Source organism: Nonomuraea sp. CA-218870 (genome assembly GCF_050936535.1).
Lineage (GTDB): Bacteria > Actinomycetota > Actinomycetes > Streptosporangiales > Streptosporangiaceae > Nonomuraea > Nonomuraea corallina.
The window spans coordinates 19738-34135 of the sequence record NZ_JBNJMN010000001.1 but is presented as its reverse complement, the minus strand read 5'-3'; the positions used below and the strand labels follow the sequence as shown (position 1 = coordinate 34135).

Genomic DNA, 14398 nt, shown 5'->3' with positions numbered 1-14398 from the left:
CGGGGGACGAGGGAGGCCGGACGGAGGAGCCCGGCGAAGGTGAGGAACCTCTCACGCCGAAGCCTCCCGTCGTGCCCGACCCCGACCGCCCGCCGGTCCCGGGCCCTGGCCCCGTGGAGCCGGAGCCTTCCCCACGCCCGGAACCCACGCCGAGTCCCGAACCCACGCCGAGTCCCGAACCCACGCCGAGTCCCGAACCCACGCCGAGTCCCGAACCCACGCCGAGTCCCGAACCCACTCCGCGTCCGGAACCAACGCCGCGTCCGGAGCCCACGAGTCCCGAACCGGCACCCGGGCCCGAGCCGGTTCCCGGTCCGGAGCCCGTTCCCGGGCCCGAGCCGTCACCGGGGCCCGCGCCTGGGGTGGGGCCCGCCGAGCCGCACCATCCTGACCTGCCGGAGTCGCCCGAGACGCCGCCGCCCGCCCAGGTGGCCGGTGAGGGCGACGCCGATCAGACCGCCGTGTTCAAGCCCCCGGCCCAGGGCGAGGAGGGCCGCGCTTATCCCACCCCCGGCGGCACCCCGGCGTACCCCGGCTGGGAGGGCACCCCCGAGGGACAGGCCGCCCCCGGCGGGACCCGCCCGCCATCCCGCTACGAGGAGCCGAGCGCCGCCGGCCCGTCTCCCCACGAGGAGCCCGGGGCCTCAGAGGAGACCCGTTCCTTCCGCGTGCGCCCGGCAGGTGAGGCCCAGACCTACGGTGAACACCGCGCCCAGCCGGAGGAGGGCACCCAGCCCTACGGCACCCACCGGGTCCAGCCCGGCGAGGACACTTCCACGTACGGCGAAGACTGGATGCCTCCGGAGAGCGCCGCCGCCCGGGACTCAGGCCCGTCCGGCGAGCACCGTGAGGAAGGCGGCAGGGAGGAGCCGTACGGGGGGTGGCCTGGGGAAGGGGGGACGCCGTCCGGGTTCGGGCCGTCCGGCGGGCAGGGGGTGAGCGGGCCCAGCGCGTTCGGGGGACCGTCGCCGTACGGCGGGACGGGCAGTGGGACGCCGTCCTACGGCAGGCCGGAGTCCGGGACGTCGCCCTATGGCGGCCCTGAGAGCGCCGCCTCGCCACACGGCGGCCCCGAGAGCGGCCGGCCCGAGGGTGGCCGGCCTGAGAGCGGTCGGCCGGAAGGTGAGCGGCCGGAGGGCGGTGCGCTGCCGTACGGGGATCAGGGGCCGGTGCCGGGGACGTCGCCGTCTAGCCCGTACGGCGGGCCGCCCGGCGGAGGCGCGCCCTATGGCGGGTATCCCGGCGGATGGCAGGCGGCGCGGCCCGGCAGCGGGCTGGCGACCGCGTCGCTGGTGCTGGGGGTGGCGAGCCCGTTCCTGGTGTTCGTGTGCTTCACCGGGCTGCTCACGGCGATCCTGTCCATCGTGTTCGGGATCGTGGCGCTGGTGCGGCGGGTCGGCAAGGGCCGGGCCATCACCGGGATCGCCTTCAGTGTGCTGGCGTTCCTGCTGTTCGGCGCGGCGGCCATCTGGTTCTGGACCGTGGTCCAGGACTGCGGCCAGTTGCCCGGCGAGCTGGCGGACCGGTGCTTCGAGGAGCGGATCCCGTGGATGCGGGGGCCCGCCAGATAGCAGGGCCTGGTCAGCCCGCCCGCAGCGGCAGGTGGGCCGACAGGTCGGCGCGGGCGCCGCTGGCCGAGACGGCGCCGGCGGCCACGGCTTCCGCCCAGGTGAGGCGGCCGGTGGCCAGGTCGATCCAGGTGCGCGGGTCGGTCTCGACGACGTTGGGCGGGGTGCCGCGGGTGTGGCGGGGGCCGTCGACGGCCTGGACGGCGGCGTACGGCGGGACGCGGACCTCGACGGTGCGGCCGGGCGCGGTGGTGGCGAGCCGGTCGAGCAGGTGGCGCACGGCCAGGCGGGCCCCGGCGCGTTCGGGCCGGAGGCCGCGGTCGTAGGCGGACTGCACGGCGGCGACCAGCGCGTCGGCGAGGGCGCCGGCGGGCCCGTCGTAGGGCGGCTGGTCGAGCGCGACGAGCTGGTCGTCCAGGGCGGCTCTCAGTTTCTCCGGGTCGAGTTTGCGTGGTGGCACAGGTCCATTGTGCTCCGGGCAGGTGCGTAAAGCGTTCATCGAGGCGGTGGCATTCGTTCACCTCGGGTTGGGGCGGCGACCGTAACGTCCCGGCGGGAGAACCGCGCACTACCTTGGAGGACCTGTGGCGAACCTGTCGCCGCGCCGGCTGCTGCCGCTGCTTTCCACCCCGCACAAGGGTGGCCGATCCGCGATGACCTGCCAGTTCCGGTGCGGCAACCAGTGCGCGCACGACGTGGCCAACACCAGCGCCAACCCGTACTTCGGAGACGTGGCGGAGCGGGCGCTGTCCCGCCGGGGCGCGCTGCGCGCCGGGGCGCTGGGCGCGCTGGTGGCCGGCGCCGGCGTGGCGATGGGCTCGGCCCCCGCGGCGGCCGGGCCGGGCTCCGCCCACGAGGGCGGCGGCGGGCTCCGGTTCGAGCCGGTGGCGCCCAACCAGGACGACGCGCTGCGGGTGCCCGCCGGTTACCGGTCGTCGGCGGTGGTGCGCTGGGGCGACCCGGTGCTGCCGGGCGCGCCGGAGTTCGACTTCGACAACCAGACGGCCGCGGCCCAGGCCATGCAGTTCGGCTACAACTGCGACTTTGTGACGTTCTTCCCGATGGGCCGGGACCGGGGCCTGCTCTGGGTGAACCACGAGTACACCGACGAGAACCTGATGTTCCGCGGCTACGCCGGCGGCGCCGCCGCCACCGAGGAGCAGATCGAGATCGCGATGGCGGCCCACGGAGGCTCGGTGGTCGAGGTGGAGCGGGTCCGCGGCACGGGCGAGTGGAGGCTCGTCACCCGGGGCCGCCGCCGCTACAACCGGCGGATCACGGTGCGGACGCCGATGCGGTTCACCGGCCCCGCCGCCGGGAGCGACCTGCTCAGGACGGCCGCCGACCCCGAGGGCGTCGAGCCGATCGGCATGCTGAACAACTGCGCGGGCGGCACCACGCCGTGGGGCACGGTGCTGACCGCCGAGGAGAACTTCAACCAGTACTTCGTCAACGGCGCCAGGGCCCCCGAGGCGCAGCAGCCGTACCTCGCCCGGTACGCGATCCCGTCGGGTGTGGCGGGCCGCCGGTTCGACCGCGTCGATGAGCGGTTCGACCTGGAGAAGCACCCGAACGAGGTCAACCGGTTCGGGTGGATCGTGGAGATCGACCCGTTCGACCCCGATTCCACGCCGGTCAAGCGGACCGCGCTCGGCCGTTTCGCGCACGAGGCCGCGACCACGACGCTGGCCCGTGACGGCCGCCTGGTCGTCTACATGGGCGACGACTCGCGCTTCGAGTACGTCTACAAGTTCGTCTCCAGGGGCCGCTACGTCCGCGGCAACGACCGGCACAACCGCGGCCTGCTGGACGAGGGCACGCTGTACGTGGCGAGGTTCACCGGCGACAGCCCGGAGGAGGAGCTCGACGGTTCCGGCAGGTTGCCGTCCGACGGCGCCTTCGACGGCGTCGGAGAGTGGATCCCGCTGGTCAGCGGCGACACGTCGTTCGTCGACGGTATGACCGCCGCCGAGGTGCTGGTCTACACCCGCAGCGCCGCCGACAAGGTGGCGGCCACCAAGATGGACCGTCCCGAGGACGTGGAGCGCAACCCGGTCACCGGGGCCGTCTACGTCGCGCTGACCAACAACTCCAACCGCACGCCGGCCCAGGCCGACGAGGCGAACCCGCGAGCCGCCAACAAGCACGGCCACGTGCTGGAGCTGGTCGAGCGGCGCGACGACGCGGCGGCCAGGACGTTCTCCTGGTCGGTCCCGCTGGTGTGCGGCGACCCGAACGACGCCTCGACCTACTTCGCCGGATTCGACAAGAGCAGGGTGTCCCCGATCTCCTGCCCGGACAACCTGGCCTTCGACCCCGACGGCAACCTGTGGATCTCGACCGACGGCAACGCGCTCGGGGCCAACGACGGGCTGTTCGTGATGCCGGTCAGGGGCAGGGAGCGCGGTTACGTACGCCAGTTCCTCAGCGTGCCGGTCGCCGCCGAGACCTGCGGTCCGCTGATCAGCGCGGACCGGCGCAGCGTGTGGGTCGCGGTGCAGCACCCGGGCGAGGCGGACGGCGCGACGCCGGACCTGCCCGCCAGCCGCTGGCCCGACGGCGAGGGCAGCCAGCCGCGGCCGTCGGTGGCGGTGGTCTGGCACGAGCGCGGCAAGAAGATCGGCTTTTGACCTCAATATAAGTCGAGGTTTTAGCCTCCATGCCATGAGCATGGAAGTGACCGCCTGGCATCAGCTGTACTCGATGAACAACGAACAGGAGCGTCGCCGGATCTCGCAGGCGACGCTCCGCCGCGTCTGGGGGTTCGCCCGGCCGCACCGCCGGAAACTCGCCCTGTTCCTGGTCCTGAGCGTGGTGATGGCCGCGCTGGCGGTGGCCCCGCCGGTGCTGGCCGGCCGGGTGCTCGACGCGATCGGCTCGGGGGAGCCGATCGGCGTGGTGACCGGCCTGGCGGGGCTGATCGCCGGCCTGGCGCTGGCCGAGGCGGGGCTGGGGCTGGTGGCCCGCTGGCTCTCGGCGGGCCTCGGCGAGGGGCTGATCGTGGACCTGCGCACGGCGGTCTTCGACCACGTGCAGCGCATGCCCGTCGCCTTCTTCACCCGGACCCGTACGGGCGCGCTGGTGAGCAGGCTGAACAACGACGTGATCGGGGCGCAGCGGGCGTTCACCGACACGCTCTCCGGCGTGGTGGGCAACGTGGTGACGCTGGTGCTGGCGGTCACCGTGATGATCTCCCTGTCCTGGCAGATCACGCTGCTGGCGCTGCTGCTGCTCCCGGTGTTCGTGCTGCCGGCCCGCCGGATGGGGACCAGGATCGCCCGGCTGCGGCGGGAGGCCGCCGACCACAACGCGGCCATGGGGACCCAGATGACCGAGCGGTTCTCCGCGCCGGGGGCGACGCTGGTGAAGCTGTTCGGCCGGCCCGCCAGCGAGTCGGCCGAGTTCGCGGCGCGGGTCCGGCGGGTGCGCGACATCGGGGTGCGCACGGCCATGACCCAGTCGGCGTTCGTGACCGCGCTGACGGTGGTCTCCTCGCTGGCCCTGGCGCTGGTCTACGGGCTCGGCGGCTTCTACGCGCTGGCCGGGCGGCTGGACGCGGGCTCGGTGGTGGCCCTTGCGCTGCTGATCACCCGGCTCTACTCGCCGCTGACCGCCCTGGCCAGCGCCCGGGTGGACGTGATGAGCGCGCTGGTCAGCTTCGAGCGGGTCTTCGAGGTGCTGGACCTGGAGCCGCTCATCAAGGACAAGCCGGGCGCGCGGGCGGTGCCGGACGGGCCGGTGTCGGTCGAGTTCGACGACGTGCGGTTCGCGTACCCGGCGGCGGACAAGGTGTCGCTCGCCTCGCTGGAGGAGGTGGCCGCGCTCGACACCCGGGGCGGCGTCGAGGTGCTGCACGGCGTCTCCTTCACCGCGGCGCCCGGCCGGATGGTGGCCCTGGTCGGCTCGTCGGGGGCGGGCAAGTCGACGATCGCCCAGCTCATCCCGAGGCTGTACGACGTGGACGCGGGCGCGGTGCGGATCGGCGGCGTCGACGTGCGCGACCTGGCCGCCGACTCCATCCGGGAGACGCTCGGCATGGTGACGCAGGACGGTCACCTGTTCCACGACACGATCAGGAACAACCTGCTGTTCGTCCGGCCGGACGCGGCCGAGGAGGAGCTGTGGGACGCGCTGCGCCGCGCCCGGCTCGGCGCCCTGGTCGAGTCGCTGCCCGACGGGCTGGACACGGTGGTGGGCGAGCGCGGCTACCGGCTGTCGGGCGGCGAGCGCCAGCGGCTGACGATCGCCCGGCTGCTGCTCGCCAGGTCGCGCGTGGTCATCCTGGACGAGGCGACGGCCGCGCTCGACTCGACCAACGAGGCCGCCGTGCAGGAGGCGCTGGCCGAGGCGCTCGACGGGCGGACCGCGGTGGTGATCGCGCACCGGCTGTCCACGATCCGCGCCGCCGACGTCATCCTGGTCGTCGAGGACGGCCGGGTGGTCGAGCGCGGCACCCACGCCGAGCTGCTATCGGCCGGCGGGCGCTACGAGGAGCTGTACCGCACGCAGTTCGCCGAGCCGGCCGTCGCCGCCTGAGACGCTAACGGCGGGGGGAGCGGGCCAGGGCGGCGAGGGCGGCGCCGGCCAGCGCCACCGCGAACAGCACCGCGTACGTCCGCTGGAAGCCGGCCATGAGCTGGTCCAGCGCCACCGGCGAGAGCCGGGACAGGGTGCCCGCGTACACCTGGGCCCGCACCTGCGGGCCGACCGCGCTGCCCAGCACGCTCAGCGACAGGCCGACGCTGAGCACGACCCCGACGTTCATCACCATGAGCCGGAACCCGTTCACCACGCCCAGGCTCCCGCTCGGCAGCGCGCCCATCACCTGGGTGGTGTTGCCGGTCAGGAAGGTGCCGCTGCCGCACCCGGCCACGAACAGGCCGAGCCCGATCATCCAGTACGGGGTGCCGGGGCCGGTCGTCAGCAGGAGGACGCCGAGTCCGGTGGAGCTCATCAGCGCCCCGCCGACGGCCAGCGCGTACGGTGACACCTTGCGGCCGAGCGCGCCCACGATCGGCGAGGCCAGCGCCATGCCCACCGGCACCGGCAGGACGCTCAGCCCGGCCTCGAACGGGTCCACGCCCCGGGCCGCCTGGAAGTAGAGCGCCACCACGAGGATCAGCGAGGCCCTGGCGATCGCGTTGCAGAAGGAGGCCAGGTTCGCGCAAGCGAGCATCCGGCCGCCGAACAGGCGCCCGTCGAGCACCGGGTGGGAGGCCCGCCGCTCCACCACCACGATCAGCGGCACCAGCACCGCGAACACGGCGGCCCCGGTCAGCGCCACGGGGCTGGACAGGCCGCCCGACCCGGCCTCCGACAGGGCGAGCAGCACCGCCGACAGCGCCGCGAACACCAGCGCGTTGCCGAGCGCGTCCACCGGCCGCCTGGGCCCGCGCGGCATCCTGCGCAGCGTGACCGCTCCCCAGACGAGGGCGACCAGCCCGGCGGGCACGTTCACCCAGAAGATCCACTGCCAGCCCGCGGTGGACGCGATCAGCCCGCCCAGCGTGGGCCCGGCGAGCTGGGCCACCGACAGGGTGCCCATGTAGACGCCCATGCCCTGGCTGAGCCGTTCGGGCGGGAACGCCTCGGTGATGATGACGGTGCCGTTGGCCAGGATCATCGCCGCGCCCACGGCCTGCAGCACCCGCATGGCGATCAGGAACCACACGTCGGGCGAGAACCCGGCCAGCAGCGAGGCCAGGGTGAACAGGGCGAACCCGGTCAGGTAGACCTCCCGCCTGCCGAGCAGGTCGGCGACCCGGCCGAAGAGGATCAGGCTCGCGGTGTTGGTCAGGAGGAAGGCCAGCAGGATCCACCCCGACTGGAACGGGGTGGCGTGGAAGTGCCGTACGACGGTGGGCAGAGCCACGTTGAGCGTGCTGCCCGCCACGCCGATGAGGATCAGCCCGAGACTGGTGACCGAGCACACGCGCCACGCGTGACGTAACCGGGACCGATCGGTGGTGACGGCGACCATGCCCTCCACTATGACGTACGTTGTACGGTCGCGGTCGGATGGGTGGAGGGTTGTTCTAGAATTTGATTCAGCGGGCGCGCTTGCGCAGCCCTTCCAGGTCGTGGATGACCACCCGGCGCCGCCCCGTCTCGATCAGCCCCCGGTCGCGCAGCGTGCGCAGCGCCTTGCTGACCGCCTCCCTGGACGCGCCGGTCCACCCGGCCAGCTCGTCCTGCGACAGCGGCAGCGCCACCCGCACCCCGCTGCTGGTCTGCTCGCCGTAGCGCTCGGCCAGCTCGATCAGGCGGGTCGCCACCCGGCCGGTGGTGTCGAACGCGCCGTACTCGATGCGCTTGCGGTCGGAGTCGCGCAGCCGGCCGGTGACCATCCGCATGAGCAGCACCGCGACCCGCCCGTGCTCCTGAAGGAAGCCGGTGAAGTCGCGGACGACGATGCCGGAGATCGGCTCCAGCGCGGTCACCGTGGCCGAGCGGGGCGAGCCGTCGATGGCCCCCATGTCGCCCAGCAGCCCGCCCGGCCCCCGCACCGCCAGCACCACCTCGGTGCCGCTGCTGGTGTGGGAGGACACCTTGACCCTGCCCTCGGTCAGCACGAGCACCCAGTCGGAGGTGTCGCCCTCCGACATGACCATGGTCCCGCGCTCCCACTTGCGCGGCCGGCCGGCCGCGCGCAGGGCCTCGATCTCTTCGTCGGTGAGCATGGAGAGGAACTCGCCGGACTCTGCTTTCATGCGCCCGATTATGTCCGCACGGCAGCGCCGTAGCTATCGCATGGCAGTGAGAACGTACGCCTCGACGAGCTCCTGCTTGCCCTTGAGGCTCAGCTCGCCCAGCGGCCGCACGGTGGCGTCGTCGCCGAGGCCGCGGAGGGTGGCCGCGCCGATCACCACCGTGCCCGGCTCGGCCATCGACTCCAGCCGGGCGGCCACGTTCACGCAGTCGCCCATCGCGTTGAAGCCGCGCAGCTCCGGGCTGCCGATGTTGCCCACCAGCGCGGGCCCGGTGTTGACCCCGACCCGGAACGTCGGCCACGGCTCCTGGTCGGCCCGCTTCCAGGCCATCTCCTCCGCCACCTCGGCGGCGGCCCGCTGCATCTCCAGCGCCGCCCGGCAGGCGGCCCTGGCGTGGTCGGCCTGCGTGGCCGGGGCGTTGAACAGGGCCAGCATCGCGTCGCCGACGAACTGCACGATCGTGCCGCCGTTGGCCAGGACGCACGGCACCGCGACCGTGTGGTAGCGGTTGAGCATCTCCACGATCTCGCCCGGCGAGACCCGCTCGGAGAACGAGGTGAACCCCTTGAGGTCGGCGAAGAGCGCGGTCAGCTCCTTGACCTGCCCGCCCAGCTCCGCCTGGGACGGGTCGGCGAGCAGCGCGTTGGCCACGTCGGGCGACATGTACTGCCGGAAGAGCGTGTGCAGCTCGCTGTAGAGCCGGGCGTTCTCCAGCGAGATGGACAGCTGCCCGGCCAGGGTGGCGGCCAGCGCCTCGTCCTGCCCGGTGCGCCCGACCGGCACCTCCAGCACACCGGCCAGCCGGCTCTTGACGGTCAGGGGGAACGCCAGGCGGCCGTCCCGCCGGACGGGGTCGTCGCCGGCGAACTCGTACGAGCGAGAGCCGATCTCCACGACCCCGTCGGCCACCAGCCCGATCCGCACGTCCCCGTACGCCTGCCTGACCCGCTCCAGCGCGGTGGAGAGCAGCTCCTGCTCGGGCAGGCCGACGCGGGTCTGGGTGCTGACGTCCACCAGCGCCGTCAGCCGTTCGGACAGCTCGCGCTCGTCGGCCAGCGCGCGGCCGGCCCGGTCGAGCACCGCCGCCTGCCCCTCGCTCAGCCGGAACTTGCCCGACAGCCGCGAGGCGGCCAGCGGCTCGCCCCGCCGCACGTGCTCGACCAGCTCCTCCAGCGCGCGGTCGTAGTCACGCTGGATGCGCCGGACGGTCGCCGCCAGCGCCACCGAGTCGAACAGGCCGGCGCTCGACCCCTCGCGCCTGAACTGCAGGTAGGCGCTGTAGGCGACGAACACGAACGCGAACGTCAGCAGGACGTGCCACTCCCACCACGTCAGGTGCCAGTTGAGCTGCGGCATCCCGGCGATCATGGCCTCGGCGAGCAGCGCGTACGCGGTGATCAGGCTGATGAGCATCGGCGACGGACGCCGCCGGTGGAGCAGGAACATCATCACCCCGGCCGCCGCGTAGAGCCCGAGTCCGGGCACCGACAGCCACACCACCCAGGCGGCCGGGTCCGTCATCGGCGGCCGGCTGAGGGGGGTGATGTCGGGGACCAGCGAGGCGAGCCCCCACAGCGCCATGAACCCGAACAGCACGCCCCGGATCAGATGCTGGGCCCGGAACACGCGCCGGGCCGCCCCCTCGCCCAGCGGCAGCGCCGAGACGAAGGCGAACCCGGACGCGATCGTCAGCCCGACCACCTGCCCCAGGTCGAACCCGAGCGACCCGGTCGGCAGGATCACCCGCGGGGTGGCCAGCCCGTGCAGGAAGAAGAAGCCCGCGCTGCTGATGAACACCATGGAGACCAGGAACAGTCGGGCGTCCTGCCGCCTGCGCGAGGCCTCGCTGATGAGGGTGCCGAGCCCGACGTTCAGCCCGGCGACGAGGACGATCATCCAGAAGTGGCTGGGATTGTGCTGCCATTCGATGTTCAGGTGCGGCTGCGCGATGAGCAGCCAGAACCCGAGCAGGGGTAACGACAGGTGGATCACCCAGACGACACCGCGCACCGGCTGGGTGGCGGGGGGAAGGTACGGCGGGGACGTCGGCACGCCCACGATTATCCACGCGGGAACGGGCCGATGAATGCGTCCTTTTACCGGCATCGACATTCTTGACGAGTCAAGTAACGTCAGGCTTTCCTGTCACGTTCTGTTCCGTAATAGACACGTTATGTGAACCCTGTCATCCTTGGCCTCTTCTGAAGCGTGAGAAACGTGAGTCACACCACCTGTATCCGAGAGGGACCAACGATGAAGATTCTGCGCGTGGCCGCGGTGGGCGCGCTGGCCGCCTCGATCCTGACGGTGGGCGGCGCCGCCGCCGCCTCGTCCGCCGGCACCGCCGCCGTCGCGGCCGGCGAGGTCACGGCCTGCGTGCACAAGAAGACGCGGTACGTCCGCATCGTCAACCCGACGAGCAAGTGCCGGACGACCGAGATCCGCATGAAGATAGGCGGCGGCGAGTCGGTGACCCAGACCGCGGTCACCGCCGGCCCCAAGGGCGACACCGGAGCGCAGGGTCCCAAGGGTGACCCCGGCGCCCAGGGCCCGCGCGGCCTGCGCGGCCCCCAGGGCAAGCAGGGCCTCCAGGGCCCGAAGGGCGACACGGGGCCGACCGGCCCGAAGGGGGAGACGGGCGCCAAGGGCGACAAGGGTGACACCGGCCCCGCCGGTCCCAAGGGCGACACCGGTCCCCAGGGGCCGAAGGGCGACAAGGGTCTCCCGGGGCCGAAGGGCGACACCGGTCCGGCAGGGCCTCAGGGCAAGCAGGGCGTCCCGGGGCCGAAGGGCGACAAGGGCGACCCCGGCAAGGACGGCAAGGACGGCAAGGGCACGACCTACACGTCCTACACGAAGTCCGTGTCGTTCGAGCGCAACGGCGGCACCGCCTCCTGCAACCCGGGCGACCTCGCGACCGGCGGCGGCTTCTCCGTCAGCAACGGCGGCCAGGTGACCAGCAGCGCCCCCGCCGGCAACGGCTCCTGGAGCGTCCAGGTCCAGGGCCAGGGCAGGACGAACGGCACCGTCTACGTGGTCTGCCTCAAGGCCTCCTGACACCACGAAAGGGCCGGTACGCGGGACGTGCCGGCCCTTTCGCGTGCGTGGCGTCAGCCGAACAGGGCGGGAAGCGTGGCCGCGTGCCGCTCGCGCAGCTCCTCGACCGGCACCTCCAGCACGTCCTCGACCACCAGCGACGTCCCGCCGGTCGCGCCCAGCCCGTAGCACGGCACCTCGTGCTCGGCGCAGAGCCTGGCCAGCTCGTCGAACGCCTCGGGCCGGACCGCGACGAGCGCCCTGGCCGCCGACTCGCTGAACAGCTCGGTGAACGGGTCGCCGGTGAGCGTCACCGAGACGCCGACGCCGCGCGCCATGCACGACTCCGCCAGCGCGATCGCCAGGCCGCCGTCGGACAGGTCGTGGGAGCCCTCCAGCAGGCCCCGCGCGGCCGCCTCGACCAGCACCCGGCCCAGCGCCTGCTCGGCCTCCAGGTCCGCCTCGGGCGGCAGGCCGCCCAGATGGCCGTGCTCGACGTGCGCCCACTCCGAGCCGCCGAACTCCTCACGGGTCTCGCCCAGCACCGCCACCCGCAGCCCTTCGGCGGTGAAGCCGGTCGGCACCCGCTTGGCCACGTCGTTGATCACACCGAGCACGCCGACCACCGGAGTCGGGTGGATGGCGGTCGAGCCGGTCTGGTTGTAGAAGGACACGTTGCCGCCGGTCACCGGCACGCCCAGGGTCCGGCAGGCGTCGGCCAGGCCGCGCACCGCCTCGGCGAACTGCCACATCACCTCGGGGTCCTCCGGCGAGCCGAAGTTGAGGCAGTTGGTCACGGCCAGCGGCCTGGCGCCGGTGACGGCCACGTTGCGGTACGCCTCGGCCAGCGCGAGCTGCGCGCCCGCGTACGGGTCGAGCTTGGCGTAGCGGCCGTTGCCGTCGGTCGCCAGCGCGATGCCGCGGGTGGTCGGCTCGGCCCCCTCGATGTCCTCCGCGACCCGCAGCATGCCCGCGTCGGCGGGCTGCGCGAGGACGGTGTTGGAGCGTACGTAACGGTCGTACTGGCCGGTCACCCACTCCTTCGACGCCAGGTTGGGCGAGCCGAGCAGCCGCAGCAGCGTCGCGCGCAGGTCGGACGGGCGCTCCAGGCGGTCGGGGGTGTCGGCGTTGAGCTCCGCCTGCCCCGCCGGCTCACGGTAGGGGCGCTCGTAGACCGGGCCCTCGTCGGCCGCGGTGCCCGGCGGGATGTCGACGATGACCTCGCCGTGCCAGGTCATCACGAGGCGGCCGGTGTCGGTCACCTCGCCGATCACCGTGGCGGGGACGTCCCACTTCTCGCAGATCGCCATGAACGCCGGGACGTCGTCCGGCCGCACCACGGCCATCATCCGCTCCTGCGACTCGCTCATCAGGATCTCCTCCGGGCGCAGGGAGGGATCGCGGAGCGGGACCAGGTTGAGGTCGACGTCCATGCCGCCGGTGCCCTTGGCGGCCAGCTCGGTGGTGGCGCACGACACGCCCGCCGCGCCGAGGTCCTGGATGCCGACGACGACGTCGGCCGCGTACAGCTCCAGGCAGCACTCGATGAGCAGCTTCTCCATGAACGGGTCGCCGACCTGGACGGCGGGCCGCTTGGCCTGGGACTCGTCCTCGAACGTGGCGCTGGCCAGCACGCTCGCGCCGCCGATGCCGTCGGGGCCGGTCGAGGCGCCGAACAGCACCACCTTGTTGCCGGGGCCAGGCGCGGTCGCCAGCTTGATCTGGTCCTTGCGCAGCAGGCCCACGCAGAGCGCGTTGACCAGCGGGTTGCCGATGTAGCACGGGTCGAAGACGACCTCGCCGCCGATGTTGGGCAGGCCCAGGCAGTTGCCGTAGTGGCTGATGCCCTCCACCACGCCCGGCAGCACCCGCCGGGTGTCGGCCTGGTCGGCGCCGCCGAACCGCAGCGAGTCCATCACCGCGATCGGCCGGGCGCCCATCGACATGATGTCGCGGACGATCCCGCCGACGCCGGTCGCCGCCCCCTGGTGGGGCTCGACGTAGGACGGGTGGTTGTGCGACTCGATCTTGAACGTGGCGGCCCAGCCGTCGCCGATGTCGACCACGCCCGCGTTCTCGCCCATGCCCACCAGCAGGGCGTCGGAATGGGGGGCCTTGGTGGCGAACTGCTTGAGGTGCACCTTGGACGACTTGTACGAGCAGTGCTCGGACCACATGACGCTGTAGATGGCCAGCTCGGAGCCGGTCGGGCGGCGGCCCAGGATCTCGCGGACCCGGTCGTACTCGTCCTGCTTCATGCCCAGCTCGGCGAAGGGCATCGGCTCGTCGGGGGTGGCCTCCGCGCGCTTGACGGAGTCGGTGCTCATGCGTCCACCAGCTTCTTGAGAACGGAGGTGAAGAAGCCGAGGCCGTCGGTGCCCGGCGCGCCGACCAGCTCCTCGACGGCGTGCTCGGGATGCGGCATCAGGCCGACGACGTTGCCCGCCTCGTTGCGGACCCCGGCGATGTCGTTGAGCGAGCCGTTGGGGTTGCCGCCCACGTAGCGGACCACCACCCGGCCCTCCGCCTCCAGCTCGGCCAGCGTCTCGGCGTCCGCGACGTAGCGGCCCTCACCGTGCTTGACGGGCAGCGTGATCTCCTGGCCGGCCTCGTACGCGTTCGTCCACGCGGTGTCGGCCGTCTCGATCCGCACCCGCTGGTCACGGCAGACGTAGTGGAGCGAGGCGTTGCGGGTCAGCGCGCCCGGCAGCAGGTGGGCCTCGCACAGGATCTGGAACCCGTTGCAGGTGCCCAGCACCGGCAGCCCCGCCCGCGCGGCGGGCACGATCTCCTCCATCAGCGGCGCGAACCGGGAGATGGCCCCGCACCGGAGGTAGTCGCCGTAGGAGAAGCCGCCCGGCAGGAACACCGCGTCGACCCCCTTCAGGTCGCGGTCGGCGTGCCACAGCGGCACCGCCTCCCCGCCCACGAGGCGAACGGCCCTGGCGGCGTCCTGGTCGTCGAGTGTGCCTGGAAACGTCACTACGCCCACGCGGGCAGCGCTCATGACTGTCGTCCCCTTCGAGGAGTTGCGCAGCCGCCATCACCATGGCGGGCGGCGGTCATCTCAGGTTATCGGGTGCG

The 14398-nt window shown here is 72.9% G+C and carries 10 protein-coding genes; 4 read left to right on the top strand and 6 right to left on the bottom strand.

Features of this window, described 5'->3' with window-relative positions; translation table 11 throughout:
* The first annotated feature begins 362 nt into the window (after nt 1-362).
* Entirely contained in the window at nt 363-1571 is a 1209-nt protein-coding gene (locus ACQEUU_RS00150) for a hypothetical protein (protein ID WP_433058518.1), read from the top strand.
* Between the two features lie 10 nt (nt 1572-1581).
* Here the strand turns inward: ACQEUU_RS00150 and ACQEUU_RS00145 are convergent, their stop codons facing one another.
* Nucleotides 1582-2028 (bottom strand): sterol carrier family protein, encoded by a 447-nt coding sequence (locus ACQEUU_RS00145; protein WP_433058515.1) that lies wholly within the window; start codon nt 2026-2028, stop codon nt 1582-1584.
* 124 nt (nt 2029-2152) lie between these two features.
* On the opposite strand from ACQEUU_RS00145, the gene ACQEUU_RS00140 reads away from it, so the two are divergent.
* Nucleotides 2153-4198 (top strand): PhoX family protein, encoded by a 2046-nt coding sequence (locus ACQEUU_RS00140; RefSeq protein WP_433058512.1) that lies wholly within the window; start codon nt 2153-2155, stop codon nt 4196-4198.
* 34 nt (nt 4199-4232) lie between these two features.
* Nucleotides 4233-6104: an ABC transporter ATP-binding protein gene (locus ACQEUU_RS00135; protein WP_433058509.1), complete on the top strand. Its 1872-nt coding sequence runs from the start codon at nt 4233-4235 to the stop codon at nt 6102-6104.
* Nucleotides 6105-6108: 4 nt separating this feature from the next.
* Here the strand turns inward: ACQEUU_RS00135 and ACQEUU_RS00130 are convergent, their stop codons facing one another.
* From ACQEUU_RS00130 to ACQEUU_RS00120, 3 genes are all read right to left on the bottom strand, one after another.
* Complete coding sequence (locus ACQEUU_RS00130) at nt 6109-7548, bottom strand: MFS transporter (protein WP_433058506.1); 1440 nt, start codon at nt 7546-7548, stop codon at nt 6109-6111.
* Nucleotides 7549-7615: 67 nt separating this feature from the next.
* Nucleotides 7616-8278 (bottom strand): Crp/Fnr family transcriptional regulator, encoded by a 663-nt coding sequence (locus ACQEUU_RS00125; RefSeq protein ID WP_433058503.1) that lies wholly within the window; start codon nt 8276-8278, stop codon nt 7616-7618.
* Between the two features lie 33 nt (nt 8279-8311).
* On the bottom strand, nt 8312-10330 hold the full coding sequence (locus ACQEUU_RS00120) for an adenylate/guanylate cyclase domain-containing protein (protein WP_433058500.1): 2019 nt from the start codon (nt 10328-10330) through the stop codon (nt 8312-8314).
* A gap of 201 nt (nt 10331-10531) precedes the next feature.
* Here ACQEUU_RS00120 and ACQEUU_RS00115 point away from each other — a divergent pair, with 201 nt between their 5' ends.
* Entirely contained in the window at nt 10532-11335 is an 804-nt protein-coding gene (locus ACQEUU_RS00115; RefSeq protein WP_433058497.1) for a hypothetical protein, read from the top strand.
* Nucleotides 11336-11388: 53 nt separating this feature from the next.
* On the opposite strand, the gene purL is transcribed toward ACQEUU_RS00115, so the two are convergent.
* Nucleotides 11389-13641 carry a phosphoribosylformylglycinamidine synthase subunit PurL gene (purL, locus tag ACQEUU_RS00110; RefSeq protein ID WP_433058494.1) on the bottom strand — a complete coding sequence of 751 codons (2253 nt, stop codon included), beginning with the start codon at nt 13639-13641 and terminating at the stop codon, nt 11389-11391.
* On the bottom strand, nt 13638-14321 hold the full coding sequence (purQ, locus tag ACQEUU_RS00105; RefSeq protein ID WP_433058491.1) for a phosphoribosylformylglycinamidine synthase subunit PurQ: 684 nt from the start codon (nt 14319-14321) through the stop codon (nt 13638-13640). The genes purL and purQ overlap by 4 nt, the downstream gene beginning before the upstream one ends.
* Nucleotides 14322-14398: the final 77 nt, after the last annotated feature.